22 protein-coding genes are annotated in these 25,448 nt (G+C 70.1%); 7 read left to right on the top strand and 15 right to left on the bottom strand.

Going from position 1 to position 25,448, the window contains the following annotated elements:
* Nucleotides 1-59: 59 nt before the first annotated feature.
* From D3869_RS21735 to D3869_RS21705, 6 genes are all read right to left on the bottom strand, one after another.
* On the bottom strand, nt 60-485 hold the full coding sequence (locus D3869_RS21735; protein WP_137141865.1) for an NUDIX hydrolase: 426 nt from the start codon (nt 483-485) through the stop codon (nt 60-62).
* A 129-nt stretch (nt 486-614) separates the two neighbouring features.
* Nucleotides 615-1,628 (bottom strand): N-acetyltransferase DgcN, encoded by a 1,014-nt coding sequence (dgcN, locus tag D3869_RS21730; RefSeq protein WP_137141864.1) that lies wholly within the window; start codon nt 1,626-1,628, stop codon nt 615-617.
* 34 nt (nt 1,629-1,662) lie between these two features.
* A complete protein-coding gene (locus D3869_RS21725; protein ID WP_137141863.1) occupies nt 1,663-3,738 on the bottom strand; it encodes a TRAP transporter permease in 2,076 nt (691 codons plus the stop codon).
* A gap of 236 nt (nt 3,739-3,974) precedes the next feature.
* Nucleotides 3,975-4,961 (bottom strand): TAXI family TRAP transporter solute-binding subunit, encoded by a 987-nt coding sequence (locus D3869_RS21715; RefSeq protein WP_137141862.1) that lies wholly within the window; start codon nt 4,959-4,961, stop codon nt 3,975-3,977.
* A gap of 135 nt (nt 4,962-5,096) precedes the next feature.
* Nucleotides 5,097-5,948 (bottom strand): S-formylglutathione hydrolase, encoded by an 852-nt coding sequence (gene fghA, locus D3869_RS21710; RefSeq protein ID WP_137141861.1) that lies wholly within the window; start codon nt 5,946-5,948, stop codon nt 5,097-5,099.
* A gap of 7 nt (nt 5,949-5,955) precedes the next feature.
* Nucleotides 5,956-7,074: an S-(hydroxymethyl)glutathione dehydrogenase/class III alcohol dehydrogenase gene (locus D3869_RS21705; RefSeq protein WP_137141860.1), complete on the bottom strand. Its 1,119-nt coding sequence runs from the start codon at nt 7,072-7,074 to the stop codon at nt 5,956-5,958.
* Between the two features lie 131 nt (nt 7,075-7,205).
* Here D3869_RS21705 and D3869_RS21700 point away from each other — a divergent pair, with 131 nt between their 5' ends.
* Nucleotides 7,206-8,108 (top strand): LysR substrate-binding domain-containing protein, encoded by a 903-nt coding sequence (locus D3869_RS21700; protein WP_137141859.1) that lies wholly within the window; start codon nt 7,206-7,208, stop codon nt 8,106-8,108.
* A gap of 19 nt (nt 8,109-8,127) precedes the next feature.
* Here D3869_RS21700 and D3869_RS21695 read toward each other — a convergent pair whose 3' ends face one another.
* From D3869_RS21695 to D3869_RS21685, 3 genes are all read right to left on the bottom strand, one after another.
* Nucleotides 8,128-9,363 (bottom strand): YeeE/YedE family protein, encoded by a 1,236-nt coding sequence (locus tag D3869_RS21695; RefSeq protein ID WP_137141858.1) that lies wholly within the window; start codon nt 9,361-9,363, stop codon nt 8,128-8,130.
* Nucleotides 9,364-9,492: 129 nt separating this feature from the next.
* Complete coding sequence (locus tag D3869_RS21690) at nt 9,493-10,740, bottom strand: cation:proton antiporter (RefSeq protein ID WP_137141857.1); 1,248 nt, start codon at nt 10,738-10,740, stop codon at nt 9,493-9,495.
* 73 nt (nt 10,741-10,813) lie between these two features.
* Nucleotides 10,814-11,953 (bottom strand): MBL fold metallo-hydrolase, encoded by a 1,140-nt coding sequence (locus tag D3869_RS21685; protein WP_247895832.1) that lies wholly within the window; start codon nt 11,951-11,953, stop codon nt 10,814-10,816.
* Between the two features lie 65 nt (nt 11,954-12,018).
* Between D3869_RS21685 and D3869_RS21680 the strand changes: the two genes are divergently transcribed.
* Entirely contained in the window at nt 12,019-13,101 is a 1,083-nt protein-coding gene (locus D3869_RS21680; RefSeq protein WP_137141856.1) for an ABC transporter ATP-binding protein, read from the top strand.
* 117 nt (nt 13,102-13,218) lie between these two features.
* Here D3869_RS21680 and D3869_RS34510 read toward each other — a convergent pair whose 3' ends face one another.
* The 3 genes from D3869_RS34510 to D3869_RS21665 form a co-directional block, all read right to left on the bottom strand.
* A complete protein-coding gene (locus tag D3869_RS34510) occupies nt 13,219-14,946 on the bottom strand; it encodes an ABC transporter permease (RefSeq protein ID WP_137141855.1) in 1,728 nt (575 codons plus the stop codon).
* Nucleotides 14,947-14,948: 2 nt separating this feature from the next.
* Nucleotides 14,949-15,989 carry an ABC transporter substrate-binding protein gene (locus D3869_RS21670; protein ID WP_137141854.1) on the bottom strand — a complete coding sequence of 347 codons (1,041 nt, stop codon included), beginning with the start codon at nt 15,987-15,989 and terminating at the stop codon, nt 14,949-14,951.
* Between the two features lie 138 nt (nt 15,990-16,127).
* Nucleotides 16,128-16,574: a hypothetical protein gene (locus tag D3869_RS21665; RefSeq protein WP_137141853.1), complete on the bottom strand. Its 447-nt coding sequence runs from the start codon at nt 16,572-16,574 to the stop codon at nt 16,128-16,130.
* Nucleotides 16,575-16,759: 185 nt separating this feature from the next.
* On the opposite strand from D3869_RS21665, the gene D3869_RS21660 reads away from it, so the two are divergent.
* The gene (locus tag D3869_RS21660; RefSeq protein ID WP_137141852.1) at nt 16,760-17,068 is read left to right on the top strand and encodes a SelT/SelW/SelH family protein; all 309 of its coding nucleotides are present in this window, start codon (nt 16,760-16,762) and stop codon (nt 17,066-17,068) included.
* Between the two features lie 231 nt (nt 17,069-17,299).
* On the opposite strand, the gene D3869_RS21655 is transcribed toward D3869_RS21660, so the two are convergent.
* Nucleotides 17,300-18,433, bottom strand: coding sequence for a D-alanyl-D-alanine carboxypeptidase family protein (locus D3869_RS21655; RefSeq protein WP_137141851.1), 1,134 nt, complete (start codon nt 18,431-18,433; stop codon nt 17,300-17,302).
* Between the two features lie 351 nt (nt 18,434-18,784).
* On the opposite strand from D3869_RS21655, the gene D3869_RS21650 reads away from it, so the two are divergent.
* Nucleotides 18,785-20,386, top strand: coding sequence for a L,D-transpeptidase family protein (locus D3869_RS21650; protein ID WP_137141850.1), 1,602 nt, complete (start codon nt 18,785-18,787; stop codon nt 20,384-20,386).
* 120 nt (nt 20,387-20,506) lie between these two features.
* Nucleotides 20,507-20,872 carry a hypothetical protein gene (locus D3869_RS21645; RefSeq protein ID WP_137141849.1) on the top strand — a complete coding sequence of 122 codons (366 nt, stop codon included), beginning with the start codon at nt 20,507-20,509 and terminating at the stop codon, nt 20,870-20,872.
* 328 nt (nt 20,873-21,200) lie between these two features.
* Here D3869_RS21645 and D3869_RS21640 read toward each other — a convergent pair whose 3' ends face one another.
* Nucleotides 21,201-21,683 carry a MarR family winged helix-turn-helix transcriptional regulator gene (locus D3869_RS21640; protein WP_137141848.1) on the bottom strand — a complete coding sequence of 161 codons (483 nt, stop codon included), beginning with the start codon at nt 21,681-21,683 and terminating at the stop codon, nt 21,201-21,203.
* Nucleotides 21,684-21,800: 117 nt separating this feature from the next.
* Nucleotides 21,801-21,989 carry a hypothetical protein gene (locus tag D3869_RS21635; protein ID WP_137141847.1) on the bottom strand — a complete coding sequence of 63 codons (189 nt, stop codon included), beginning with the start codon at nt 21,987-21,989 and terminating at the stop codon, nt 21,801-21,803.
* On the opposite strand from D3869_RS21635, the gene D3869_RS21630 reads away from it, so the two are divergent.
* Together D3869_RS21630 and D3869_RS21625 are read left to right on the top strand one after the other, a co-directional pair.
* A complete protein-coding gene (locus D3869_RS21630; protein ID WP_137141846.1) occupies nt 21,988-22,314 on the top strand; it encodes a hypothetical protein in 327 nt (108 codons plus the stop codon). The genes D3869_RS21635 and D3869_RS21630 overlap by 2 nt on opposite strands.
* A gap of 219 nt (nt 22,315-22,533) precedes the next feature.
* Complete coding sequence (locus D3869_RS21625) at nt 22,534-25,401, top strand: hybrid sensor histidine kinase/response regulator (protein WP_247895831.1); 2,868 nt, start codon at nt 22,534-22,536, stop codon at nt 25,399-25,401.
* Nucleotides 25,402-25,448 lie beyond the last annotated feature (47 nt).

Raw genomic sequence — 25,448 nt, 5'->3', positions numbered from 1 at the left:
CGCCGGCGCGGAAGGGGCCTTTTCCTTTGGGAACCATGGTGTCCGGCGCCGGTCCGGCTTCAGTCCGGCGGGATCCCCAGCCGCAGCAGCATCTCCACGAGGCCGCTTTCGCCGACGGCCAGGGCGGCCTGGGACGGGGTCAGCCAGCGGCGCTCGCGCTGGCCCTTCTCGGGCCACTCGTCCAGCACCTCGTCGACCTCCAGCAGGAAGACGGTCACCGCGCACAGGACCGACTTGTTGACGCTGAGCCGCTTCATGTAGCGGAAGTTGCCGAAGGGCCGGTGGTCGACGGTGCCCCGCACCCCGGCTTCCTCATAGGCCTCCCGCGCCGCCATGGCGCAGGGTTTCACGCCCTCCTCCGCCCACCCCTTGGGGATGATCCACCGCTTGGTTTCCCGCGACGTGACCAGCAGGACTTCCGGCCGGCCGTTGCGAAGGCGGAAAGGAAGGGCGGCGTATTGGGTGGCGGGAGTGCGGTTGCTCATCATGTCCAAGTGGGAAGGCCGGGCCCGCGATCCAACTCGGCTGAACCGGATGGCGGGTGATCATTCATAGGACGATGGGCGGTGGTGCTCCGTACCGCCCATCGTCATCCTGATCATCCCCTATTAACGTTACGAGGTGGCAAATTCTTCCGTCAGACGGTCAACAATTTCGCCTATGCCGAACCGGATAGGATCACTGGCCGGAAGGCCGTGGGCCTTGGCCGCCGCCTCCAGGCAGGCGCGCGCCTCGTCCTCGCCGTAGGCCTTGGTGTTGATGGCGATGCCGACCGGACGGATGGCCGGGTTGGTCAGCCGTCCGCAGCGGATCGTCAGGTCGATGACCTCCTGGATCGACGGCAGCGGGTGCTGCACGCCGCGCATGGTGCTGCGGGTCGGCTCGTGGCAGACGACGAAGGCGTCGGGCTGGGCGCCGTGCAGCAGCCCCAGCGACACCCCGGCAAAGGACGGGTGGTAAAGCGAACCCTGCCCCTCGATCAGGTCCCAATGGGTCGGGTCGGCGGCCGGGGCGATCCACTCCACCGCGCCGGAGATGAAGTCGGCCACCACCGCGTCGATGGCGACCCCGCGGCCGGAGATGAAGACGCCGGTCTGGCCGGTGGCGCGGAAATCCGCGTCCATGCCGCGGGCGCGCATCTCCTTCTCCAGGGCCAGCGCCGTGTATTTCTTGCCGACCGAGCAGTCGGTGCCGACCGTCAGCAGCCGCCGCCCCGGACGCTTGGTTCCCTTGCCGGTGGCGAAGCGCTGATCGGAATGGCGCACGTTGAAGAGCTGGCGGCCGTGGCGCGCCGCCGCCTCGGCGATGGCCGGGATGCTCTCCAGCCGGGTGTGCAGGCCGCTCGCCACGTCCATGCCGGCCTCGATGGCCTGGACGATGACGCTCGTCCAATGCTCCGGCAGGACGCCGCCGGCGTTCACCACGCCGACCACCAGCGTGCGGGCGCCCTGCCCCGCCGCCGCCGCGATCGTCATGTCGGGGATGCCGAGGTCGGCCTTGCAGCCCTCCAGCCGGATCTGGCCGAGGCACCAGTCGCGCCGCCAGTCCACGATGCCCTGCGCCGTCTTGGCGCCGAGCTGGTCCTGAACGTCGCCGAGAAACATCAGGTAGGGATGGGGAATGTTCATGGTCGGGTCCTCTCGAAGAGAGCGGATGTTGTCTTTAGGCGGCTTCGGGCGTCAGGCGGCGGGCCGACATCTGGCGGAGCAGGACGGGCACGATCAGCGCCAGCCCCAGAAGCGACGAATACAGCTCCGGCGTCACCAGCAGAATGGCGGCGATGCCGAGCAGCAGCCGCTCCCACCCCCGCATGTGGGTCAGCAGCCAGCCGGTCAGGGTGGCGCCCAGGCAGACGATGCCGACGATGCAGCCGAGGAAGGCGATGAAGAAGTCCGGCCAGTTGAAGCCCGGCGCCACCAGAAGCAGCGACGGCGAGAAGACGAAGACGAAGGGCACCAGCGCCTTCGCCAGACCCAGCCGGAAGGCGGTGTTGCCGGTCTTGAAGGGGTCGGCCCCCGCCATGCCCGCCGCCGCGTAGGCGGCCAGCGCCACCGGCGGCGTGATGTCGGCCAGCACGCCGTAATAGAAGACGAAGAAATGCGCCACGATCGGCGCCACGCCGAGCAGGCCGAGCGCCGGCGCGGCGATGGTCGCCATGATGATGTAGTTGGCGGTCGTCGGGATGCCGCAGCCCATCAGGATGCAGACCACGCCGGTCATGATCAGGGTGAACAGCAGCGTCAGCCCCTTGGCGTCGGCCAGCCAGCCCGGCAGGAAGGCCCCGGCCCAGGCCGCCATGTCCCCCGCGGTGGAGGTGACGATGTAGGAGATCTTGAAGCCCACCCCGGTCAGCGTGACCACGCCGACGATGATGCCCACCGTGGCGGCGGCGGCACCGACCGCCAGCGCGTATTTGGCGCCGTCGCGCAGGCCGTCGAGAACCTCCCAGATGGTCATGCGCTTGCGCGGGTTCAGCAGGCCGACCGCGATGCACAGGGTGATGCCCCAGAAGGCGGCCATGTAGGGCGTGTAGCCGGCGATCAGGATGCCGATCAGCACGACCAGGGGGATGACCGTCGGCCAGTCGCGGCGGAAGGCCTCCTTCAGGTCCGGCATCTCGTCGGGGCGCAGGCCGCGCAGGCCGTTGCGCTTGGCCTCGAAATGCACTTGGACCAGAACGCCGAAGAAATGCATGAAGGCGGGGACGATGGCCGCCAGGATGATGGTCGTGTAGGGCAGCCCCAGGAACTCGATCATCAGGAAGGCGGCGGCGCCCATGATCGGCGGGGTGATCTGCCCGCCGGTGGAGGCCGTCGATTCCACGGCGGCGGCGAAATGCGGCTTGTAGCCCAGCCGCTTCATCGCCGGGATGGTCAGCGAGCCCACCGTCACCGTGTTGGCGACCGAGGAGCCTGAGATCATGCCGAACAGCGCCGACCCGAAGATGGCGACCTTGGCGGGACCGCCGGCGTAGCGCCCGGCCACCCAGGCCGCGCAGTCGAGGAAGAGCTGCCCCAGCCCGATGCGCGTGGCGAAGACGCCGAACAGCACGAAATGGAAGACGTAGGTCGCCACCACGCCGAGCGCGATGCCGTAGACGCCCTGCGTCGTCAGGTAGAGGTGGTCGACGAGCTGGGAGACCGTGGCGCCGGGATGCTTCAGCAGCCCGGGCATCTGCGGCCCCCAGATCGCGTAGCTCATGAAGATCAGCGAAATGATCGGCAGCGGCCAGCCGACCGACCGGCGGGTCGCCTCCAGCAGCACGATGATCAGGATGGAGCCGAGGATGACGTCGGTGGTGGTCGGGTTGCCGACGCGGAAGGCCAGATCGTCGAGCGGGATCAGCGGGACGTGCATCACCGCGACGACCGCGCCGATGGCCAGCGCCCAATCCTGAAGGCCGATGCCCAGCGGGCGCAGCAGCGTGCCCATCACCGGCTCGCCGTAGCCGCGCTTGGTGAAGGGGAAGACCAGGAAGACGAGGCCCAGCACGAAGGACAGATGGATGCCGCGGTGCTCCATCTCCGGCAGCAGGCCGAAGCCGGCGGTGTAGTAATGGAACAGCGACAGAATGATCAGCAGCCCGCCGACCAGCTTCCCCGCCAGCGGCGACAGCGGCCGGAAGCGGATTTCGGAGTCGAACTTCTCCTCCAACTCCCGCGCCTTGGCCTCGTCGAGTTCCATGGACGCGGAATCCAGCCGGATGTTGGATGGCGGATCGCGATGGGTATCGGTCATGGATGCTCCATTCCCCTCTTCCCTCTGGGGAGAGGGTTAGGGTGAGGGGGTTGCGCGTGTCGGGAAGTTCGGCAAAAGCGCATCCCCCTCACCGGCCCTTCGGGCCACCCTCTCCCCGCTTTCGGCGGACCGAAGGTCCGCCTGCCGCGTCAGCGCAAACGACGTTTGCGCGTGAGCGGAGGGGAGAGGGCTATGCTGGTCGGATGCGGCATGAGAAAATGTAAGGAGAGCGCGTCTTACTTCAGGACGCCCTGTTCCTTGTAGAACTTCTCGGCACCCGGATGCAGCGGGATGCCCAGACCGTTGGTCGCCGTCTGCAAGGTGACGAGCTTGCCCTTGGCATGGCCGGCCTCGAGCGCGGCGCGGCTCTTCTCGTTGTAGAGCGTCTTGACGATGTTGTAGACGAGGTCGTCCGGCTGCTTGGCGCTGGTCAGCCACTGGGCGTTCACGGAGATGGTCGGCGTCTCCGGAACGTCCTTGTAGGTGTTGGCCGGCACCGTGTCCTTGGCGAAGAACTGGTACTGGGCCAGCATCTTGTCGATTTCCGGCCCGGTGATCGGAACCAGTGAGATGCCCGACGAGGTCGCGAGTTCGGAGATGGCGCCGGTCGGGTAGCCGCCGACGAAGAAGTAGGCGTCCAGAGCGCCGTCGCGCAGGCGGTCGCCCGCCGGACCCGGCTTCAGATACTCCGCCTTCACGTCCTTCTCGGTCAGGCCGAAGGCGCCGAGCACGATGCGCGAATCGACCAGCGTGCCCGAGCCCGGCTCGTCCAGCGACACCCGCTTGCCCTTCAGGTCGGCGACCGACTTGATGTTGGCGTCCTTGCGGGCGACCAGATGGATGGTTTCCGGGTAGAGCGTGGCGATGACGCGCAGGTCCTCGACCTTGCCCTTGCCCTCGAACAGGCCGGTGCCGGTGTGGGCCCAGTAGGCGACATCCGACTGCGAGAAGCCCGACTCGGACGAACCACCGTTGATCGCGTTGATGTTGGCGACGGAGCCGTTGGAGGCCACCGCCGTCGCCACCAGACCGGGGACGCCGCCGTTGGTGCCGGAGATGACGTTGGCGATCAGACCGCCCACCGGATAGTAGGTGCCGGCGGTGCCGCCCGTGCCGATGCGGAAGAAGGCCGGGGTCTGCGCCACGGCGACGGTGGCGCCGATGGCGACCGCACCCGCGACGGCGGCGAAGGCCAGACGGCGGGTCTTGGACATGAACTTCACGACAACCTCCCAATTATTTCGCGTCGTAACGAAATGATGCCTTTGGGTCGGAGGCTTGTCGATACGAATGGGAGACCGGTCCGGACATACGGCCCATTCCGTGAATGGGTGGGCCGTATGTCCGGACGGAACGCGTCAGTCCGCCAGCAGCGCCGCCGCGTGGTGGCGCAGATGGTCGTCGATGAAGCTGGCGATGAAGAAGTAGCTGTGGTCGTAGCCCGGCTGCATCCGCAGGGTCAGCGGGTGGCCTGCCGCCTCCGCCGCCCGCTGCAGGTTCTCCGGCTTCAACTGCTTCTCCAGGAAGCTGTCGGCGTCGCCCTGGTCCACCAGGATCGGCAGCTTCTCGGTGGCGCGGCCCAGCAGGGCGCAGCTGTCCCACTCCAGCCACGCCGCGTAGTCGGTGCCGAAGAAGCGCTCGAACGCCTTCTCGCCCCAAGGAACGCTCGCCGGATTGCCGATCGGCGCGAAGGCCGACACGGCGCGGTAGCGGCCCGGGTTGCGCAGCGCGCAGACCAGCGCGCCGTGCCCGCCCATGGAGTGTCCGGAGATGGAGCGCCGGTCGGTCACCGGCAGTTCGGCCTCGACCAGCGCCGGCAGTTCCCGCACCACATAGTCGTGCATGCGATAATGCTTCGCCCAAGGCTCCCGCGTCGCGTTGACGTAGAAGCCGGCGCCCAGCCCGAAGTCCCAGGCGCCGTCCGGATCGCCGGGCACGTCGGGGCCGCGCGGGCTGGTGTCCGGCGCCACGATGGCGATGCCGAGTTCCGCCGCCATCCGCATGGCGCCGGCCTTCTGCATGAAGTTCTCGTCGGTGCAGGTCAGGCCGGACAGCCAGTAGAACACCGGCACCCTGCCCGACTCGGCCTGCGGCGGCAGATAGACGGCGAAGACCATGTCGCAATCCAGCACCGCGGAACGGTGCCGGAAGCGCTTGTGCCAGCCGCCGAAGCAGCGGTTCGCCGCGATCTGGGTCAGTTGCGACTCCATCCGGTCCTCACGGGTTGTAGAGGATGACGGAACGGATGCTCTTGCCCTCGTGCATCAGGTCGAAGGCCTTGTTGATGTCCTCCAGCCCCATGGTGTGGGTGATGAAGGTGTCCAGCTCGAACTCGCCCTTCAGGTAGCGCTCCACGTAATCCGGCAGCTCCGACCGGCCGCGCACGCCGCCGAAGGCGGAGCCGCGCCAGACGCGCCCGGTGACGAGCTGGAACGGGCGGGTGCTGATCTCCTCCCCGGCCCCGGCGACGCCGATGATCACCGACTCGCCCCAGCCCTTGTGGCAGCATTCCAGCGCCGCGCGCATCACCTTCACGTTGCCGATGCACTCGAAGCTGTAATCGACGCCACCGTCGGTCATCTCGACCAGAACCTCCTGGATAGGGCGGTCGTAGTCCTTCGGGTTCACCACGTCGGTGGCGCCGAGCTGCTTGGCGATCTCGAACTTGTCGGGGTTGATGTCGATGCCGATGATGCGCGACGCCTTCGCCATGACGGCGCCGATGATCGCCGACAGGCCGATGCCGCCCAGCCCGAAGATGGCGACCGTCGAGCCCGGCTCGACCTTCGCGGTGTTGCGCACCGCGCCCATGCCGGTGGTCACGCCGCAGCCGAGCAGGCAGACCTTCTCCAGCGGCGCCGCCTTGTTGATCTTGGCGACCGCGATCTCCGGCAGCACCGTGTATTCGGAGAAGGTGGAGGTGCCCATGTAGTGGAACACCGGCTGGCCCTTCGCCGTGAAGCGGCTGGTGCCGTCCGGCATCAGTCCCTTGCCCTGGGTGGTGCGGATCGCCTGACAGAGGTTGGTCTTGCCAGACAGGCAGAATTTGCACTTGCCGCATTCCGGCGTGTAGAGCGGGATGACATGGTCGCCCACCTGGACGGAGGTGACGCCCGGCCCGACCTCCTCGACGATGCCGGCGCCCTCATGGCCCAGGATCGCCGGGAACACGCCCTCCGAATCCATGCCCGACAGGGTGTAGGCGTCGGTGTGGCAGACGCCGGTGGCGACGATGCGCACCAGAACCTCGCCCTGCTTGGGCGCCGCGACCTCGACCTCTTCAATCTCCAGGGGGCGCTTCGCTTCCCAGGCCACCGCCGCGCGTGACTTCACCATCCCACCGTCTCCATGCGTTCGCGTTTCTTTGATGATCGACGTTAGCATTCCGCGCGCGTTGACAACGCTGCAATGTTGGAGAGGATTGTTGCCGTATGGGGATAATCGGCGCGGAATTGGAGGTTTGACGGGTGAGCCGCTGGGATGGCATCGACGAGTTCGTGGCGGTCGCCGAGTGCGGCGGCTTCTCCCGCGCGGCGGAGCGGCTGCGCATCTCCTCCTCGCAGGTCAGCCGGCAGGTGGCGCGGCTGGAGGACCGCTTGCAGGCCCGCCTGTTCTACCGCACCACCCGCAGCGTGACGCTGACCGAGGCGGGCCGCTCCCTGCTCACCCAGTGCCGCCGCCTGATCGAGGAGCGGGACGAGGCGCTGCTCGCCGTCAGCGATCTCCAGGCGGAACCCAAGGGCCTGCTGCGCCTGACCTGCGCGGTGGCCTACGGCGAGCGGTTCGTGGTCCCGCTGGTCAACGATTTTTTGGAGCGCCACCCGCAGCTCCGCGTCGAGATCGAGCTGACCAACCGCCGGCTGGATCTGGTGCATGAGGGGGTGGACCTCGCGGTGCGGCTGGGGCGGCTGATGGATTCCAGCCTCGTCGCCACGCGGATCGCGCCGCGGGTCATGCATCTGTGCGCCGCCCCGTCCTATCTGGAGCGCCGCGGAACGCCGCGCCGGCTTGCCGACCTCGCCGAGCACGACTGCCTGACCGGCACGGCGGACGGCTGGACCTTCGACGCGGGGTCGCTGGAGGATGGCGGGCCCGAGTGGCTGTTCCGGCCGCAGGGGCGCTGGCGCTGCAACAGCGGCACGGCGGTGCTGGACGCCGCGCTGCGCGGCTTCGGTCTGTGCCAGCTGCCCGACTACTATGTGGTGGAGCATCTGACGGCGGGCCGGCTGGTCTCCCTATTGGAAGCCCACCGCCCGCCCAACACCGCCGTCTGGGCCGTCTACCCGCCGCAGCGCCACCTGTCGCCCAAGGTCCGGCTGCTGATCCAGCATCTGAAGGAAGGGCTGGCCCGGCGGCCGGAGTATCGTTGACCGCTCAGCAGTCGGTCGTTCAGCAAGCGGTCGGACGCGGCGTGCGCTCGACCTCCAAGCCGAAGAACGGGCGCAGGGCGGTGCCCAGGTAATTGCCGGCCAGCGCCGCGACGATCCACACCCAGCCGTGCAGGCTGCCCGAGGCGATGCCGCTGAAATAGGCGCCGATGTTGCAGCCATAGGCGAGGCGCGAGCCGTAGCCGAGCAGAAGCCCGCCGACCACCGCCGCCACCAGCGACCGCAGCGGCAGCTTCCACACCGGGGCGAACTTGCCGGCCAGACCGGCGGCGAGCAGCGCGCCCAGGATGATGCCGAAATCCATCACCGAGGTGACGTCGGCCAGCACGCTGTCCTGCAACGCCCTGGCCTGGGCCGGCGCCTGCCAGAAGGGCCAGGAGGCGACGTCCACGCCGAGCGCGGCCAGCCCCTTGCTGCCCCACAGCGCGAAGGCCGAGGTGATGCCCCACGGACGCCCGGCCAGCGCCAGCGTCGCGAAGTTCAGCACGGCCAGGGCGACCGCGCCCCAGACCAGCGGCCATGGACCGCGCAGGAAGCGCCGCAGCCCTTCGGTCCTGGCTGGAGCGCCTTCGATCAGGCGCCCGTGGCGCCGCTTCTCCAGCGCGAGGGTGCCGGCGTAGACCGCGGCGAAGATGGCGAGGTTGACCGCCAGCGCCACCGGCCAGCCCCAGGCCGCGACGACCGACACCGGGGCGGCGGTCCATTGCGCCTGCCACCAGGGCAGGTGATAGGCCCCCAGCACCGAGCCGACGATGAAGAAGGCGAGCGTCACGACCATCCGCGTGCTGCCGCCGCCCACCGTGAACAGCGTGCCCGAGGCGCAGCCGCCGCCGAGTTGCATGCCGATCCCGAACAGGAAGGCGCCGGCCACCACCGACAGGCCGACCGGCGACACCAGCCCCTTCACCGGCGTGCCGAACAGTGTGCCCGCCGCCAGCACCGGGAAGAACAGCGCGCAGGCCACGGCGAGCATGACCATCTGCGCCCGCAGCCCCGCCCCGCGCCGGTCCGCGATGAAGACGCGGAAGGCGGAGGTGAAGCCGAACAGCGCGTGGTAGAGCACGAGGCCCATGGCGCCGCCCACCAGATAAAGCGCCGCCTGCCGCCCCGACACGGCGTCGCCGATCCACAGGCCGCCGCCCACCAGGGCGAGCAGAGCCACGGCGACCACCCGCCAGTCGATCCCCGGCAGCAGCGTGGTCGAACCCGCCGCCCGGCCCAGAGTCGTGTCCGTCATTCCGACACTCCAAAACAACAAAAATAAAACGTTGATAAAGGCGATTGCCTGATTGAACGCAGTAGATAATGGGATGCTTTCCACAGGAAAGGCCGTTCTGCGCATCCCTGTCCTGCGCGGGACAATCCGTCAGCCATCGGGGAACAGGCGACGGGCCAGCCGACCGAGCGTCAGGCTCTGCACGATGATGGTGAAGGCGACCACAGCGTAGCAGGCGACCAGCAGCAGGTCGCGGTGCGGGTTGCCGGGCAGCGACAGCACCAGCGCCACCGCGATGCCGCCGCGCACCCCGCCCCAGGTCAGAATGGCGGTGGCCGCCGCCTTGCGCTGGCTGCGCAGATGGATGGCGACCACGGGCAGAACGCTCGCCAGCCGGGCCACCAGCGCCAGCAGAGGCGCCAGGAAGGCCGCGACCATCACCGGCGCCTGCCAGGACAGCACCAGCGCGGCCTCCAGCCCGACGAGCATGAACAGGATGGCGTTCAGGATCGCGTCGACCATCGCCCAGAAGGCCTTCATGATGAAGCCCGTCCGCTCCGACGAGACGTGGTGCTTGGCGGTGTTCCCGATCAGCAGCCCCGCCACCACGACCGCGATGGGGCCGGACAGGCCGAGCCGCTGGGCGAGGCTGTAGGTCGCCGCCGCCAGGGCCAGCGAGACCGACAGCTCCACCGCCGGGTCGTCCGCCCGGCTCTTCGCCCAGAAGGCGATCGAGCCGGTCGCCAGCCCCAGCAGGACGCCGCCGCCAGCCTCCTTCACGATGTCCCAGGCGACGCCCAGCACCGTCACATCGGTGTCGGTCCCGGTGGCCAGCCCGAGCAGGAGGGCGAACAGCACCACCCCCATGCCGTCGTTGAACAGGCTCTCCCCAGCGATGGCGGTGCGCAGCCCTTCCGGCAGCGGCGCCTTGCGCAGCACGGCCAGCACCGCCACCGGGTCGGTCGGTGCCAGCGCCGCCCCCAGCACCAGACACCAGATCAGCGGCACCGGCTGGCCCATGGCGTCGAAGACCAGCCACATGCCGGTGCCCATGACGGCGGTCGAGACCACGACGCCCAGCGTCGCCAGCAGCGCCACCGCCCAGCGCCGCCGCCACAGCGTTCCGCTGTCCTGCTCCACCGCCCCGGCGAACAGCAGGAAGGCCAGCACCCCTTCCAGCAGCGCTTCGGGCAGGTGGGCGCTGGTCACCAGACGCTCCTCCCAGGCGCGGATGTCGATGGCCGGCACCAGCGTCCCGACCACCGCCGTCGCGAAGGCGAAGCCGAAGGCCAACAGGAACACCCCCGCCGTCGCCGGCAGGCCGAGCAGCCCGCGGCTGGCGAAGCTGAACAGCGCCGCCAGGGTCAGCAGGAGGGACAGCAACTCGAAGGTGCCCATGAGAGTCCGTTGAACATCCGTCGGCAAAGGGACAAGCCATGCCAACAGGATGCCGGCCGCGATCCTCTCGCGCTCAGCCCTCCGGACCGTCCAGCCCCTCCAGAGTGGCCGGGGCGAAGGCGGCCCGCCAACCCTCCTTGTGTCGGATGTCGCCGAAGGCGGGCAGAACCCGCTCCGCCCCCGTCGCGGCCACCAGCGCCGTCAACTGGCGCAGCGTCGGATGGACGTTCCAGCGCAGGTACCGCGCGCGCCCCGCGTCGACCAGGGTCCGCGACGGCGTGCCCTCGGCAAGGTAGCCGGTGAAGACGATCTCCGGTCCACTTGACTCCGCCCCGCCCAGCCCGGCCCAGCGCTCCACCAGCTCCGCGGCGGTGCCGCTGGTGGCGTTGGGACCGGCGGCGAAGGTCACGTCGCGCGGATCGCCCGGCGCCTTGGCGCGGTCGAGCAGCCGGCGCAGGCGCTCCTCCGCGCCGGGACGCAGGGCGGTGTCGGCCTCCGCCAGCAGATGGGCGATGGCGGCGCGGTGGGCGTCGTCGATGGCCGGGACGACGCCATGGTCCAGCGCCCACAGGGCCATCTCCGGCCCGCGCCCGTCCGCCGCCACCGGGAACAGCGCGCCGCCCGCGTGCAGGAAGGGCTCCAGCGCGGCCAGCCGCTCCGCCTGCGGGGTGTCGTCCAGCCCGTAGGAGGCGTCGAGGATCACCCGCCGCGCCGGGGGCGGCGGGTCGAAGGGGAACAGGGCCGATTCGTCGGAATGGTCGCCCATGTAGAGAATCCCGCCGTCCTCCGTGCCCAGGTGGATCCACACGCCGCCCGGCGCGTGGCCGGACCGCCCGGTGGTCACCGGCACGCCCTGGATCTCCACCGTTCCGCGGACCGGCAGCGGCAGGGCCGAGACGGTCGGCGGCAGGAGGCGGGCGGCCAGCGGCGTGGCGTAGACCGGCGGGCTGCCGACCCGATGGCGCAGGCCCAGGGCGCCGGCATGGTCGCCGTGGGTGTGGGTGACCAGGATGGCGTCCACCCGCCCCGCCCCGCTCAGCGGCGGCAGGCGCCCGGCGTCTGGCCCTTCGCCGAGGTCGAGCAGCAGCCGCGCCCCGCCGACCATCGCCAGGAAGCAGGCCGGCCCCTTGTTGCCCAGACCCGACAGGGCGCGCAGCCGGACCTTCCGTCCACCCCCCGTCATCGCCCCCGTCATAGCAGCGTCACTTGACATCGCGCCCCCGTTCCGCACTGTGCCTATCCCTCGCCGCCTTCCTGAATAGCGCGACTTCCGGTGCCATGACCACTCAGACGCCCGCTCTCCTGATCGACGACGCCTCCCGCCATTATGCCGGGACGCCCGCGCCCGCGGTGGACGGCGTGACCATCGATGTGGCGGCGGGGGAGTTCCTCGCCCTGCTCGGCCCGTCGGGCTGCGGGAAAAGCACGCTGCTGCGCATGGTCGCCGGCTTCGAGCGGCTGGACGGCGGGCGCATCACGGTCGGCGGGCGCACCCTGTCCGGCCCCGCCACCCACGTCCCGCCGGAGGAGCGGCGGATCGGCCTCGTCTTCCAGTCCTACGCGCTGTGGCCGCACATGACGGTGGCCGGCAACGTCGCTTATCCTCTGGAGACCGCCCGCGTTCCCCGCGCGGAGCGGGAGCAGCGGGTGCGCGCCGCGCTCGACACGGTGGGGCTTTCGGGCTTCGACGCGCGCCACCCCGCCGAGCTGTCCGGCGGCCAGCGCCAGCGCGTGGCCCTGGCCCGCTGCCTCGTGATGAGCCCGGAGCTGGTGCTGCTGGACGAGCCGCTCGCCAACCTCGACGTCCATCTGCGCGCGGCGATGGAGGAGGAGTTCGCCGACTTCCACGCCAAGACCGGCGCCACCATGGTCTACGTCACCCACGATCAGGCCGAGGCCATGGCGCTGGCGACGCGCATCGCTGTGCTCGACCGCGGGCGGCTGGCCCAGGTGGCGGCACCCCGCACGCTCTACCGGGAACCGGCGACGCGCATGGTCGCCGGCTTCGTCGGCCAGGGCGCGGTGGTGGACGGCGTGGTGACGGGTCCGGTCGCGGACGGCCGGGCGCGGGTGCGCCTGTTCGGAGCGGAGGCGCTGGTCCGTTGCCGCGCCGACCAGCCGGAGGGGCCGGCGCTGGTCTGCCTGCGGCCCGAGGATCTGGAGCCGGCGGCGGACGGCCCCATCACCGCGACCGTGGTGCGCGCCGCCTACAAGGGCGGCTTCGTCCTGGTGGAGGCCGAACCGCAGGCCGCGCCGGGGGTGCGCCTGCTGCTGCGGGTGTCCGGCGACGCGCAGGTCGCGCCGGGGGAGGCGCTGCGCCTCGCTGTTCGCGACGGATGGGTGGTGCCGGAGGGGGCGTGAGGGAGTTCGGGAACCGGGCCCCCACCCAACCCTCCCCCGCTCCCGCAGGGGAGGGCTTTATCTCCTCCCCCTGCAAAGCGGGGGGAGGTCGGGAGGGGGGGCCGTCTCAGCAACGTCTCACCCCCGCCAGGGAATGATCCCCGCCGGCAGCCGCCGCCCCAGCCAGCCGACCGCCAGCAGCACCGCCACGACCACGGCAATCGTCACCACGCTGAGCGCGGCGGCCAGCGTCGGGCTGCCGCCCTCCTCCAGCGCGTAGACGACGACGCCCAGCGTCTCCCGTCCCTGCGACCACAGCAGGATCGACACGGTCAGCTCGTTGAAGGCGGTCAGGAACACCAGCACTCCGCCCGCCGCCGCCGCGGGCGCCACCAGCGGTGCCACGATGGTGCGCAGGCGGCGCAGCGGCCCGGCGCCGCAGGCGCGCGCCGCTTCCTCCATCGCCGGGTCCAGCGCGGCGCAGGCGGCCTGGGCCGGGCGCAGGGCCAGCGACAGGAAGCGCGCCAGATAGGCCGCCAGGATGATCCCCAGCGTGCCGTAGAGGCTGACACCCAGCAGCGGCAGCGGCTTCAGGAAGACCAGGATGCAGCCGATGGCCAGCACCACGCCGGGCACCGCGTGCGGCAGCTCGATCAGCACGCCGACGGCGCGGACCAGCCGCCCGCCCTTCCCAGGACCGGCCATGGCGTGGGCCAGCGGGATCGCCAGCAGGGTCAGCAGCAGCGCCGCCGCCGCCGACAGCACGAAGGAGTTGGTGAAGGCCCGGCCCACCTGATCGAGCCCCAGCACCGTCGCGTAATGGCCCAGCGTCGCCGTCTCCGGCCCCAGCGGCAGGCCGTAGACGCGGATCAGGCTGGTCGAGGCCAGCGCCGCCAGCGGCGCCGCTAGGATCAGCGCCACCACGGCCCAGCAGAGGATTTCCAGCGGGCGCCGCGCCCGGCCCAGCCGCAGAACCGCCGCGGGCGCCGAGCCGCCGATCACCCGCGCGTCCACCCGCGCCTGGAGCACCATCTGCGCGGCGATGCCGACGCAGGCGATGGCGCCGATCAGCACGGCCAGCACCGCGACCTCCGGCAGGACGGACGGGCCGAAGCCGGCCAGCCGCCGGTAGATCAGGGTCGGCAGCACCGGAATCCCCGCCGGAATGCCGAGCAGCGCCGGAACCCCGAAATTGCCCAGCGCGGCGACGAAGGACAGGGCCAGCCCGGCGGCCAGCCCCGGCAGGCTGAGCGGCAGGACGATGGTGCGCAGCACCCGCCCGCGCCGGGCGCCCGCCGCCTGCGCCGCCTCGACCAGATCGCGCGGCACGGCACGCAAGGCGGCGCGCAGGGCCAGGAAGACCAGCGGCGCGTGCTCGATCCCCATCACCAGGATCATCCCGGCGGAGGAATAGACCGGGTTCGGCGTGCCCGGCGCCGGGGCGAGGCCCAGCGGCTTCAGCAGCGGGCTTCCCGACCCGGCGAGGTGGATCCAGGACAAGGCCACGATCTGTGGCGGGATCATCAGCGGCAGAATCAGGCAGAAGGCCAGCGCCGTCTTGCCCCTCAGGTCGGTCATGCCGCAAAGCAGCGCGAAGGGCACGCCGAGCGCCGCCGCCACGACCGTGGCCCCCGCCGCGATGGCGACGCTGTTCCCGGTGGCGCGCCACGTCATCTTGGACGTCAGGACGCGGGTCATCGCCGTCAGGTCGCCCGCCGCCATCGGCCCGGCGACCTCCCACACCAGCCGCAGGATCGGCAGCAGGACGATCAGCCCGGCCAGCGCGAACAGCAGCGGCGCCCCGGAAACGGAAAAACGACCGGCGGCGTGGAAAGGCCGCCGGTCGCTGAAAGTGGCAAGACTCATTCTTAGCCGCCGAACAGGTCGGCGAAGTCCTTCTTGTTGGCCTCGTCGTCCTTCAGCGCCTTGGCCGGGTCATAGGGCATCAGCGAAATGAAGGAGGTGTCCGGGAAGCCGGCCGGCGGCGCCACCCCCGGCAGCGCCGGCAGGAAGCCCTGGCGGGAGGCCAGCTCCTGCCCCTCCTTGCTCAGAAGGAAGGCGATGAAGGCCTTGGCAGCGTCGGGATTCTTGCTGGTGTTCAGGATGGCGACCGGCTCGGTCACCGCGCTGACGCCCTCCTTGGGGAAGACGAAGGCGACGGGGGCGCCCTTGGCCTGCTCGCGGATCGGCAGGTAATCGACGATGACGCCGTACAGCTTCTCGCCGCTGGCCACCGACTTCAGGATGCCGCCGTTGCCCTTGGCCGCGGTGGCGCCGTTGGCCTGGAGCTTCTCGTAGAAGGCCATGCCAAGGTCCGGCTGCTCCTTCACGGCCGCCATGTGGATGGCGGCGGCGCCGGAATAGAGGGGGCTGGGCATCACGGTGGTGCCCTTGGCCTCCGGCTTCAGCAGGTCGAGCCAGGAGGAGGGTTTCATCGGCGCCGCCGTGTTGTAGGCGATGCCGGTGGTGATCAGCTTGGTGGCGAACCAAGTGCCGTCCGGATCGTGGGTGCCGGGGCGGTAGCCCTGGACCGGCGCGTCCTTGTAGGCCAGCAGCCGCTTTTCCGCCTTCAGCGACTCCATGGTCACGGCGTCGGCGATCAGCAGCAGGTCGGCCTGCGGGCTGCCCGCGGCGATCTCGGCGCGCAGCTTGTTCATCAGCTCGGTCGTGCCGCTGCGGACCCATTCGACCTCGACGCCGGGGTTCTTCGCCTTGAAGGCGTCCACCGTCTGCTTCGCGTCGGCTTCGAGCTGCGAGGTGTACACCACCAGCTTGCCGGCCGGCTTGCCGGTGGTGGTCTGGGCGGCGGCCTGGGCGGGCAAGGCCAGCAGAAGCGCGCCGGCGGCGGCGGCGATGGTCGTCCTGATGGCCGCGAACGCCGCGGCGAGGTGTGTGCGCTTGGCCTTCATGTCTCCCGTTTCCCTCTCTGGTCGTCTCCGCCGGTCCGGAGCCCCGTCTGGAATGCCCCGGTATGCGAACGAAGGCCCTTGTTTACGCCAGAACCATGACAGCTGCGTGACGGCGGCCGTTCCGGACGGTGCTCAGCGTCATACCCGATTGAGACGGCTCAGGGAAAGGGGACGGCCTGCGGATGAGGGGGCGGCGGCCTCCGTTTCCTCTTTGCCGAGGCCCAGCGCGTTGCGGGTGGCTTCCAGCCGGTCGGCCGAGCGCGCCACCGCGGTGGCGCTCGTGCGCAGGCAGTACAGGCTGCGCACCATGCTGTCCACCGCGGCACCGCGGAGCTGGGCGGCGCGGGCGGCGGGGACGTCCTCGTCGCCGGGCACGGCGCGCAGGGGCGCCGGTTTGGTCACCAGCAGGGTGGAGACTTCCAGCCGCATGGCGTTGTCGCGGACCGCATGGACGCGGTGGACCAGCTCGGCCAGCGAGATGTCGCGGCACAGGCCACGGCACCACAGGGCACCGGTTTCCGACCGCATGCAGAATCCGCAGCCCTTTTCCTGGTGCCACAAGCGCTTCGCGGTGTGTACCGGCATGCTCCACCTCATTGCCCGACTCCAGAAGAGCGCCGGAGGGGCGCGCGAAGCAAAGCGTCTTTGGCGATACCGCTCTGTGGGGAGGCATCAACGCCCCTCCTTCGAACGGAGTCGCGCGAAGGGCTTGGAAGACAAGCCGTTCGGCAGCACCCTTACGAACACACCCAAGCGACAGGAGCGCGGACGTGACCAGCGAAGCCCCCGACCGGCCCACCCTTCAGATCGAGTATTGCCGCCAGTGCCGCTGGATGCTGCGCGCCGCCTGGATGGCGCAGGAGCTTCTGACCACCTTCGAGGAGGAACTGGGCGGCGTCACGCTGATGCCCGGCACGGGGGGCATCTTCGAGGTGCGGCACGGCGCGGCGGTGGTCTGGTCGCGCAAGGAGGAGGGCCGCTTCCCCGACATCACCGAACTGAAGCAACGGGTGCGCGACCACATCGCCCCGGACAAACCCCTGGGCCACGCCGACCGCAAGCGGCCGGCGGACCCGTGAGAAGCGCTTAAAGCGGATTGCAATCCGCTTTGGACCGCGACGGCGGTCCCGGTCGCACATGCGGCCGAAGCCCGCCGGCAAGTGAGGCGATGTGTGTCTAAAGCGAACGGAAGTTCGCTTTAAAGCGGATTGCAATCCGCTTTGGACCGCGCCGGCGGTCCCGGTCGCACATGCGACCGGAGCCCGCCGGCGAATGAGGCGATATGAGTCTAAAGCGAACGGAAGTTCGCTTTAGCGGACGGCCTTCACGTCGGTGACGGCCACCGTCTGCTTGGGCGGCGCGGAACCGAAGCCCTGCTCCAGCAGTTCGGCGACCTCGCGGTCGCGGGAGGCGGCGGTGGTGCCGCCCAGCACGACGGCGACCAGACGCTGGCCGTTGCGGCTGGCGCTGCCGGCGAGGTTGAAGCCGCTGAGGTTGATGAAGCCCGTCTTGATGCCGTCGTAGCCTTCGACCCGGCCGAGCAGCCGGTTGTGGCCGGGGACCACCGTGCCGTTCCAGTCGAAGCGCGTGCGCGAGAAGTAGGCGTATTCCCGCGCCGGGCGGGACACGATGGCGCGCGACAGGCGGGCCATGTCGCGGGCGGTGGTGCGCTGCTCCTTGTGCGGCAGGCCGGAGGCGTTGCGGAAGGTGGTGCTGGTCATGCCCAGCGCCTGCGCCTTCGCGGTCATCATCTCGGCGAACTGCTCCTCGCTGCCGCCCAGCGCTTCGGCGAGCACGACGGCGACGTCGTTGGCCGACTTCACGGTCAGGGCGAGGATCGCGTCCTCCACCCGGATGGTCGAGCCGACGGCGAGGTTCAGGCGCGACGGCTTCTGGTTGGTGGCGTGGCGCGACACCGGCAGTTCCTGGTCCAGCCGCAGCGTGCCCCGCTCCAGCGCCTCGAAGGTCAGGAGCAGGGTCATCATCTTGGTCAGCGACGCCGGGTAGGTCAGCGTGTCGGCGTTCTCCGAATCGAGCACGCGGCCCGACTGCGCGTCCATCAGCACATAGGCGTGGACCGGGCGGAAGACGGCGGCACCCGCCACGGTGCCGGCGGCGGCCCCGGCGGCGACGCGTCCGGCGCGGCGCGCCTTGCCCGTGCGGTGCGCGGCGGCCTTGCGGACGGCGGCCTTGTGGGTGGCCGACTTGTGGACGGCGGCCTTGTGCACGGTCCGCACGGCGGCGGGCTTCGCCGCCGTCTTGGACGCTGCGGCCTTCTGGGGCGCAGCCTTGGCGGCCGTCTTGGCGGTGGGCTTGGGCGCCTGCTTGTGCACCGTCTCCTGGGCCGCCTTGGCGAGGGCGTCCGCAGGGTTGACGGCGACAGGCGTGGCGACGGCCAGGGACAGAAGCAGCGGCAGGACGAAACCGTACGGCGAACGCGGCATGATGGCGACCGGATGGAGAGATGGTCGCCTCCTGTACCCTGAAAGCGGTTAACAAAAAATGTGTCGAATCTCTGCCGCCTTGTGTGATTTTGCGGTCCCGGCGCGAGCGGCGCCATTTACCATTCGATCACACACGGCTTCGCCATTGCCTGTGTCGCAGCGGCAACTCTGCTGTGCACATTGTGGCACAGAAGCATCATCCGGCGCGATGTCACTTGTGCCTTGCCGCCGCGGGCGTCAGATGTCTTATGCCGAAAGGGCGCTGGTTCCCGCGTGTCGTCCGTGCGACCTCACGTATGGACAGAGCCTTTCGTTAGCCGTCTGTTCATCGCCGCGTGGGATGCTTCGATTATGCTGACGACCATTCGCACCTGCGCCCGGCCCGCCCTCGGAGCGAGGGTCGCCGCGTGCCTGCTGGCCGGGCTGCTCGCCCTGCCCGCGCAGGCCGCGCCGTCCACCGCTTCGGGCACCTCCACGGGCCGGGATGTCGTGGGAACCTGGATCGCGCGGATCGACCAGCGCGCCGCCGAACTGGAGGCCATGCCCCGCGTGCAGCAAACGCGCGTCGGTTATGGCTCCGTCCTGAAGAAGGGCGACGGCGGCATGGTCGATGTGGTGGCGCCCGGCCCCATGCGCCCGTCCGACGTGCCGGAGGGCACCGCCCCCGCCGCCGGAACGGTGCCGACGGTCGTCGTGACTCCCCCCGCCGAACCGATCCCGCAGGCCGACCCGTCGGCGACGCCCGGCAACGCGCTCGGCGGGACGGCGACGCCCGGAACGGTGGTGGAGGTGCTGCCCCCGCCCCCGGCCCTGACCATCCAGGTGCGGGCGCGCACCGCCGACCGCGTCGGCCGCCTGTCCACCCGGCTGATCGAGCTGGGCTTCCTGAACCAGGAGCAGTGGACGGAGACCTTTGACGACAACCTTGAGACCGCCGTCCGCGCCTTCCAGCTCTCCGAAGGGCTGATGCAGGACGGCAAGGTCGGCGAGGTCACGCGCCAGGCGCTCGACCGCACGCCCAAGGAGGCCGCCAAGCTGATGCGCGGCGCCACCGCGTCGATGCGCGCCTTCCAGGCGTCGGTTCCGGACACGGTGATCCTGGTCAACCTGCCCAGCCAGACCGTGTCCTACATCGAGCGCGGCAAGCTGAACTTCACCATGCGCGCCGTGGTCGGCCGCCCGTCGCGCCAGACCCCGCTGCTCCAGGACCGCGTCACCAGCGTGACGATCAACCCGACCTGGACCGTGCCGCCGACCGTTCTGGTCGAGGACAAGCTGCCGGTGCTGCGCAAGAAGGGGAACACCGGCATCAAGGACGCCGTCGTCTATCTGGACGGGGTCGAGGTGGTGCCGGAAAGCATCAACTGGTGGCAGGTCACGCCGGAGCGCATCCGCATCGTCCAGAAGCCCGGCGACGACAACGCCCTCGGCCGCTTCCGCTTCAACCTGACCAACGGCGACGGCATCTTCCTGCACGGCACCAACGACCCGCGGCTGTTCGAGCGCGACCTGCGCGCCGCCAGCTCCGGCTGCGTGCGGCTGGCCGACGCCCGGATGGTGGCGGAAACCCTGCTGCGCCCCGCCAAGCTCGACTCCGCGGCGATCGAGCGGCAGCTGGACAGCGGCAAGACCAAGACGATCTCCCTGCCCAACGCCGTGCCGGTCCGCTTCGTCTACTGGACCTCCACGGTGGAGGCGGACGGCACCGTGCGGGTGCATCCGGGCATCTACGACGACGTGCCGACCAGCTCCTCCGCTCCGTCGGCCAGCCAGGCGCCCGCCGCCGCCGGCACCGTCTCGGCCCCGCGCCGGGTGGAGCCGAAGCCCGTCCGTCCGACCCCGGCTGCCGCCCCGCAGCCGGCCCCGGCGCCCGCCCAGTCCTCCTCCACGACCACCCCGGCCCGCGCCGCCGACACGCGCAACGGGGCCGAGGCCGTCCGCACGGCGATGTGACGCCCCGCGCAGGAGTCAGGCTTTGCCGAACGTGGAAAAGGCGCCGCCTCGACGGCGCCTTTTTCGTGCCCATCTTTACTTATGGCGGCGCCCCGTCCCGCGCCGCGGCGGAGGTGCCCGATGAACCCCTTCCCGGCTTCGGCGCGGCTGTGCGCCCTGCTCCTGCCCGTGCTTCTGATGACTCCGGCCCCCGTGTCCGCCGGCGGCTGGCATGGAGGAAATTTCTTCGGCTTCAGCATTTCACTGCCGCTGGCTTTCGGCTTTCCGCCACCCCTCTATGCGCCGCCGCCGCCCGTGGTCTATGTGCCGGTCCCACAGCCGGTTCCGGCGGCGCCCTTGGCCACCCAAACCTCCCCCACCTATCTGGGCCCCGGGGGCCGCTCCTGCCGCGATTTCCAGATGCCCGGCCTGGTCGGCGGCCGCCCCGCAACGCTGGTCGGAACCGCCTGCCTGGACCCGGACGGCCAGTGGCGGGTGATCGGTTGAGGCGGGGGCCGATGCGGGCAACTCTATCCGCAATATCGGGATATCCCCAGAAGCTGTGGGTAACTCTGTGAGCGAATCCGGGAGCAACCTGTGAGCATGGCCGTGAATCCGCGGCCCCGACCAAATTGCCTAATTTTCAGGCACCCCTGAGGGCGCGGAAGTGCCCGGCTTTTGTGGGTTTTAACGGTTCCAAACGAGTCGGGAAAAACAAAAAAGCAACATTTGCAGAGTCAAGGACGCCGTTCAGCCGAATGTGCATAACTCGGGCTAATCCGGACCATTGGCCTCTCCCACCGTTTCGACCGGAACGCCGGGGACGCGCCAAACCTCACACGCACAGCCGTGCCAGCAGTTCGGCCAGCCGGCTCCGTTCATCCGCGGACAGGCGCCCGGTCAGTTCGGCCTCCGCCCGCGCGATGGCCGGCCCTGCCGTCTCGACCACCCGCCGCCCGCTGTCGGCCAGGCTGACGAGGTTGCGGCGGCGGTCCAGGCTGTCGGGGTTGCGCAGGAGATAACCGCGGGCGATCAGCCGCACCACCACCCCCTGCATGGTGGCGGGGTCCATCGCGATGCTGCGGCCCAGGTCGATCTGCGACATCGGCCCGTGCTGGTGAAGCGCGGCCAACGCCGCCCACTGCGGCGCCGTCAGGTTGAAGTTGGTCAACGCATCGCTCAGCATGGCCGTGGCGCGCTGGTGAACGCGCCGGATGCGACTGTGAATGGATTCGGCGGGCACGGTGCAAAGGGTGACGTCGCAGCCTTCCCTTCCGTCGGCGGAACCGTTGCCGGCCATTTCGGTCCGGAGAGCCATGAACGCGGCGGCCTCGTGTCAATGAAAGACACTTTGGCCTTTAACACCGATCTGTGTCGGTTGTGTTTCAGGAGCGGCTTACGACGTTACCGTTCTGAAACATGACGAATGCCGAGGTCACTCCGCCGCCTGATGAAGCGATGACGCGATCCCGTCGGGGGGCTCCCGCCGCTCCAGATCGATGAGTTCGACCATTCTGCGCTCCACGGCGACCAGATACTCGCGCGTTTCAAGTCCGCGGCACTCCCGGCTGTGCCGGCGCAGCAGGATGATGGCTCGGTAGGAGGGGCTGTGGCTCCACGGCATGGTCGGCTCGCGCGGAAAGACGGTGGCGGGGGCGCCCATTACAATCGAGAAATATTACCGGAATGCGAGCGACGCCATGAAAATGATTCGTTGTGACCGGGACCCTGGATTGCTCGGATCGGTTACGTCGGCCGCGCTTGCGATGCATGGTGCGGACGCTCGACGGCCGGCGGGAATGGCTTTGGGAGAAGCGGCGCCTGCGGTCACGACCGAAGCGTCGATGGTCGAGGCCGCCTTATCCGATCCGGCGGTGGCGCGCCGTGGTCGGCTGGCCGGTGAGAACCGCCCCGGCGCCGAAGCAAAATGGAGTTATCCGGGCCGTTAATCGTTGCATCTGCGCCCCTATGTGGCATGAACGCCCCGTGGAGTTTGAAGAACACCCACCGCAGACGGCCCGGTTCCGGCTGCCACCCGCGACGATTCGGCCTGTCCGGACGCGAGGGTGGCCGTCCTCCTTCATCAGATTTCCTTGGCGATGCCTCATTATCTGCGTCTGTTTCTTTTGATTGTGGCCGCCGTGGTGCCGCTCGCGGCGCTCCAGTTCATGACGCAGCATAGCCTGCGGCAGGATCGGGTGAGCGAGGTGCGCAACGACACCCTGCGCCTCCTCGACCTTCTGGACGCCGAGCAACAGCGCATCGCCGCGGAGGCGCGGCAGGTGCTGGCCACGATCGTCGAATCCGGCGTGCCGCAGGCCGGGTCGCCGTCCTGTCAGCAGACCATGGACCGGCTGCGCGCCCGCTACCCCGCCTATCTGTCGGTGGAGGTGGCCGACCGGCAGGGCCGCGTGTGGTGCGCGACCGACCCGGTCTCGCTGGGCATCGATCTCGGCGGCATCCGCACCTTCCAGAGCGCGCTGGCCACCGGCGCCCTGACGACCGGCGAGTACGGCCTGCGCGACCCCAACCTGCGCCCCATCCTGCCCTTCCGGCTGGCCTATCCGGCCCCGGACGGCACGCCGGGCGCCCCTCCGGGCGGCGTGGTCACGGTGCTTCTCGACGCCCGTTGGCTGGAGGAGAATCTGGGTCATCGCCCCTTGCCGCCGGGGATGGAGATGGTGATCGCCGACCGCCAGGGCCACGTGGTGGCGCGCCTGCCGGAGGCGCCCGATGCCATCGGGCAGCCCCTGCCCACCGCCATGCTCCAGGCCATGCGCGCGGCGCGGGGGGCACGGTCGGTGGCCGTCTTCGACTCCGGCGGAGCGGAGCGGATGGTGGCCTCCGCCCCCTTGGACACCGGCACCAGCGAATCGATGATCGCCATCGGGATCGACCGTGACGCGGCCCTGCGCCCGGTCCACGACGCCATGGCCTTTTCACTGGCGCTGTTCGGCGGGGTGCTTCTGCTCACCTGCCTGGGGGCGGCCTGGGGCATGCGGCAGTTCCTGCGCGTGCGGGAACGCATGCTGGAGACGGTGGTCGAAAAGGCGTCGGTCCTGGAGAGCACGACGGACGCCGTGGCCGAACTCGACCGGTCCTGGCGGGTGGTCTTCGTCAACGAACGGGCGCGGGCCCTGCTGCCCGATTCCGGAAGCGTCGTGGGCCGGAACGGACGTCAAGCCTTCGCGGAACTGATGGCCGGCGAGTCCGGGCGCACCCTTCAACAAGCCATGGAACATCGCGAGGCGGTGGAGTTCGAGACGCAAGGGCCGCGCAGCGGCGTCTGGTTCGCCGTCCGCGCCTTCCCATCGCGCAAGGGCCTTGCCCTCTATTTCCGGGACGCGACGGAGCGCCGGCGCCTGGAGGACGAGCGCACGCTCCTGACCCGGCAACTGGAGGCGGAGCGCCGTCTGCTGACGGCCATCCTGGATCATCTGCCCTCCGGGCTGCTGGTGGCCGAGGCGCCGTCCGGCCGGATCGTCAAGGTCAACGACACGGCGCTCCGCCTGCTCGGCGGTCCGCCGCCGCCCGTCGCCGGCTGCGGCTGCGACGGCGCGGGGGCCTGCAACGTCGGCGCCTGCTTCGGCGACGGACGCTGCCCGCTGTCCCGCGCCCTGCGGCACGGCGAGACGGTGGAGCAGGAGGACATGCCCTACACCCGGCCCGACGGCACCACCATGACCCTGGCGGTCAGCGCCATCCCGGTCCGCGGCGTCGATGGCCGGATGACCCTGGCGATCTGCACGCTGCGCGACGTCGGGGAGCGCAAGGCGATGGAACTGGCGCTCCAGCGCGCCAAGGACGAGGCCGACGAGGCCAACCGCGCCAAATCGAAGTTCCTCGCCGCGGCCAGCCATGACCTGCGCCAGCCGATGCAGTCCATGTTCCTGTTCACCGGCATCCTGCACCGGTTCATCCATGACGAGCAGGGGCAGCGCAGCCTGGAAATGCTGGAGCGCGGCCTGGACACGCTGAAGGGGCTGCTGGACAGCCTGCTGGACGTGTCGCGGCTGGACGCCGGGGCGGTCGATCCGCGCGTGGAGCCATTCCCCCTGAACAGCCTGCTGGACGAGATCGCCGCCTCCTATGCACCGATCCTGGAAAGCAAGAAACTGGCCTTCCGCATCGTGCAGGACCGGGCGGCAACGGTGCTCAGCGACCGTGTGCTGCTGGGCCGCATGGTGCGCAACCTGCTGGAGAACGCCGTCAAGTACACGGAGCGCGGTGCGGTGCAGATCGCCGTCCATGTGCAGGGGGGCCGGACAAAGGGCGATGGAGCACGGGGCGACAAAGCACGGGGCGATGGAGCACAGGGTGGCCAGGTGCGGATCGAGGTCAGCGACACCGGGATCGGCATCCCGCCCGACCAGCTGACCCGGATCTTCGCGGAGTTCCACCAGCTCAACAACCCGGAGCGCGACCGGGCGCGCGGTCTCGGTCTCGGCCTCGCCATCGTGCAGCGGCTGTCGGCGATCCTCGATCACCCCGTGGAGGTGAAATCACAGCCGGACCGCGGCTCCGTCTTCGCCATCACCGTTCCGCTGGCGGAGGCGGAGGCGCCGCCGGCGCCGGCGCCGCTGATCCCGTCCGCCTTCACCGGCGGGAGCGAGGCGCCGCGCGCCCTGCTGGTGGACGACGACGCCATCGTCCTGCTGGGGCTGCGCGACATGTTCCGCGAATGGGGCTACGAGGTCCTGATCGCCGGTTCCACCGACGAGGCCGTGACGAAGGTCCAGGCGGACGGGCGCATGCCCGATGTGATGCTGGTCGATTACCGCCTGCGCGAAGGACGTGTCGGAACGGAGGCGGTGAGGCGCGTCCGCGCCATGGCCGGCCGGGACGTTCCGGCCATGATCCTGACCGGGGAAGCCGGCCCGGAATGCGAGACGGACGCCGCGGCGCACGGGCTGGAGGTGGTCCGCAAACCGGTGACGCCGCGCCAGCTCCGGCGCGTTCTGGAGCGGGCCATGGCGAAACAGGCGAAGACCGCGGAAGCCATGACCGGCGCTGAGGACGAGCGTTTCCCTCTGTAGGGGGAGTGCCGCCCCCGGACCAGAAAGCGGCCCGCCGTCCTGACGAA

The organism is Azospirillum brasilense (genome assembly GCF_005222205.1).
GTDB classification, from domain to species: Bacteria; Pseudomonadota; Alphaproteobacteria; order Azospirillales; family Azospirillaceae; genus Azospirillum; species Azospirillum brasilense_G.
This window is presented reverse-complemented; position numbering and strand designations above follow the sequence as displayed.

Excerpts from the sequence above, each read along its gene's own strand:
- D3869_RS21735 (WP_137141865.1), bottom strand. The coding sequence starts at position 485 with ATGAGCAACCGCACTCCCGCCACCCAATACGCCGCCCTTCCTTTCCGC.
- dgcN (WP_137141864.1), bottom strand. The coding sequence starts at position 1,628 with ATGAACATTCCCCATCCCTACCTGATGTTTCTCGGCGACGTTCAGGAC.
- D3869_RS21725 (WP_137141863.1), bottom strand. The coding sequence starts at position 3,738 with ATGACCGATACCCATCGCGATCCGCCATCCAACATCCGGCTGGATTCC.
- fghA (WP_137141861.1), bottom strand. The coding sequence starts at position 5,948 with ATGGAGTCGCAACTGACCCAGATCGCGGCGAACCGCTGCTTCGGCGGC.
- D3869_RS21705 (WP_137141860.1), bottom strand. The coding sequence starts at position 7,074 with ATGGTGAAGTCACGCGCGGCGGTGGCCTGGGAAGCGAAGCGCCCCCTG.
- D3869_RS21695 (WP_137141858.1), bottom strand. The coding sequence starts at position 9,363 with ATGACGGACACGACTCTGGGCCGGGCGGCGGGTTCGACCACGCTGCTG.
- D3869_RS21690 (WP_137141857.1), bottom strand. The coding sequence starts at position 10,740 with ATGGGCACCTTCGAGTTGCTGTCCCTCCTGCTGACCCTGGCGGCGCTG.
- D3869_RS21685 (WP_247895832.1), bottom strand. The coding sequence starts at position 11,953 with ATGTCAAGTGACGCTGCTATGACGGGGGCGATGACGGGGGGTGGACGG.
- D3869_RS21680 (WP_137141856.1), top strand. The coding sequence starts at position 12,019 with ATGACCACTCAGACGCCCGCTCTCCTGATCGACGACGCCTCCCGCCAT.
- D3869_RS34510 (WP_137141855.1), bottom strand. The coding sequence starts at position 14,946 with ATGAGTCTTGCCACTTTCAGCGACCGGCGGCCTTTCCACGCCGCCGGT.
- D3869_RS21670 (WP_137141854.1), bottom strand. The coding sequence starts at position 15,989 with ATGAAGGCCAAGCGCACACACCTCGCCGCGGCGTTCGCGGCCATCAGG.
- D3869_RS21665 (WP_137141853.1), bottom strand. The coding sequence starts at position 16,574 with ATGCCGGTACACACCGCGAAGCGCTTGTGGCACCAGGAAAAGGGCTGC.
- D3869_RS21655 (WP_137141851.1), bottom strand. The coding sequence starts at position 18,433 with ATGCCGCGTTCGCCGTACGGTTTCGTCCTGCCGCTGCTTCTGTCCCTG.
- D3869_RS21650 (WP_137141850.1), top strand. The coding sequence starts at position 18,785 with ATGCTGACGACCATTCGCACCTGCGCCCGGCCCGCCCTCGGAGCGAGG.
- D3869_RS21645 (WP_137141849.1), top strand. The coding sequence starts at position 20,507 with ATGAACCCCTTCCCGGCTTCGGCGCGGCTGTGCGCCCTGCTCCTGCCC.
- D3869_RS21640 (WP_137141848.1), bottom strand. The coding sequence starts at position 21,683 with ATGGCTCTCCGGACCGAAATGGCCGGCAACGGTTCCGCCGACGGAAGG.
- D3869_RS21630 (WP_137141846.1), top strand. The coding sequence starts at position 21,988 with ATGGTCGGCTCGCGCGGAAAGACGGTGGCGGGGGCGCCCATTACAATC.
- D3869_RS21635 (WP_137141847.1), bottom strand. The coding sequence starts at position 21,989 with ATGCCGTGGAGCCACAGCCCCTCCTACCGAGCCATCATCCTGCTGCGC.
- D3869_RS21625 (WP_247895831.1), top strand. The coding sequence starts at position 22,534 with ATGACGCAGCATAGCCTGCGGCAGGATCGGGTGAGCGAGGTGCGCAAC.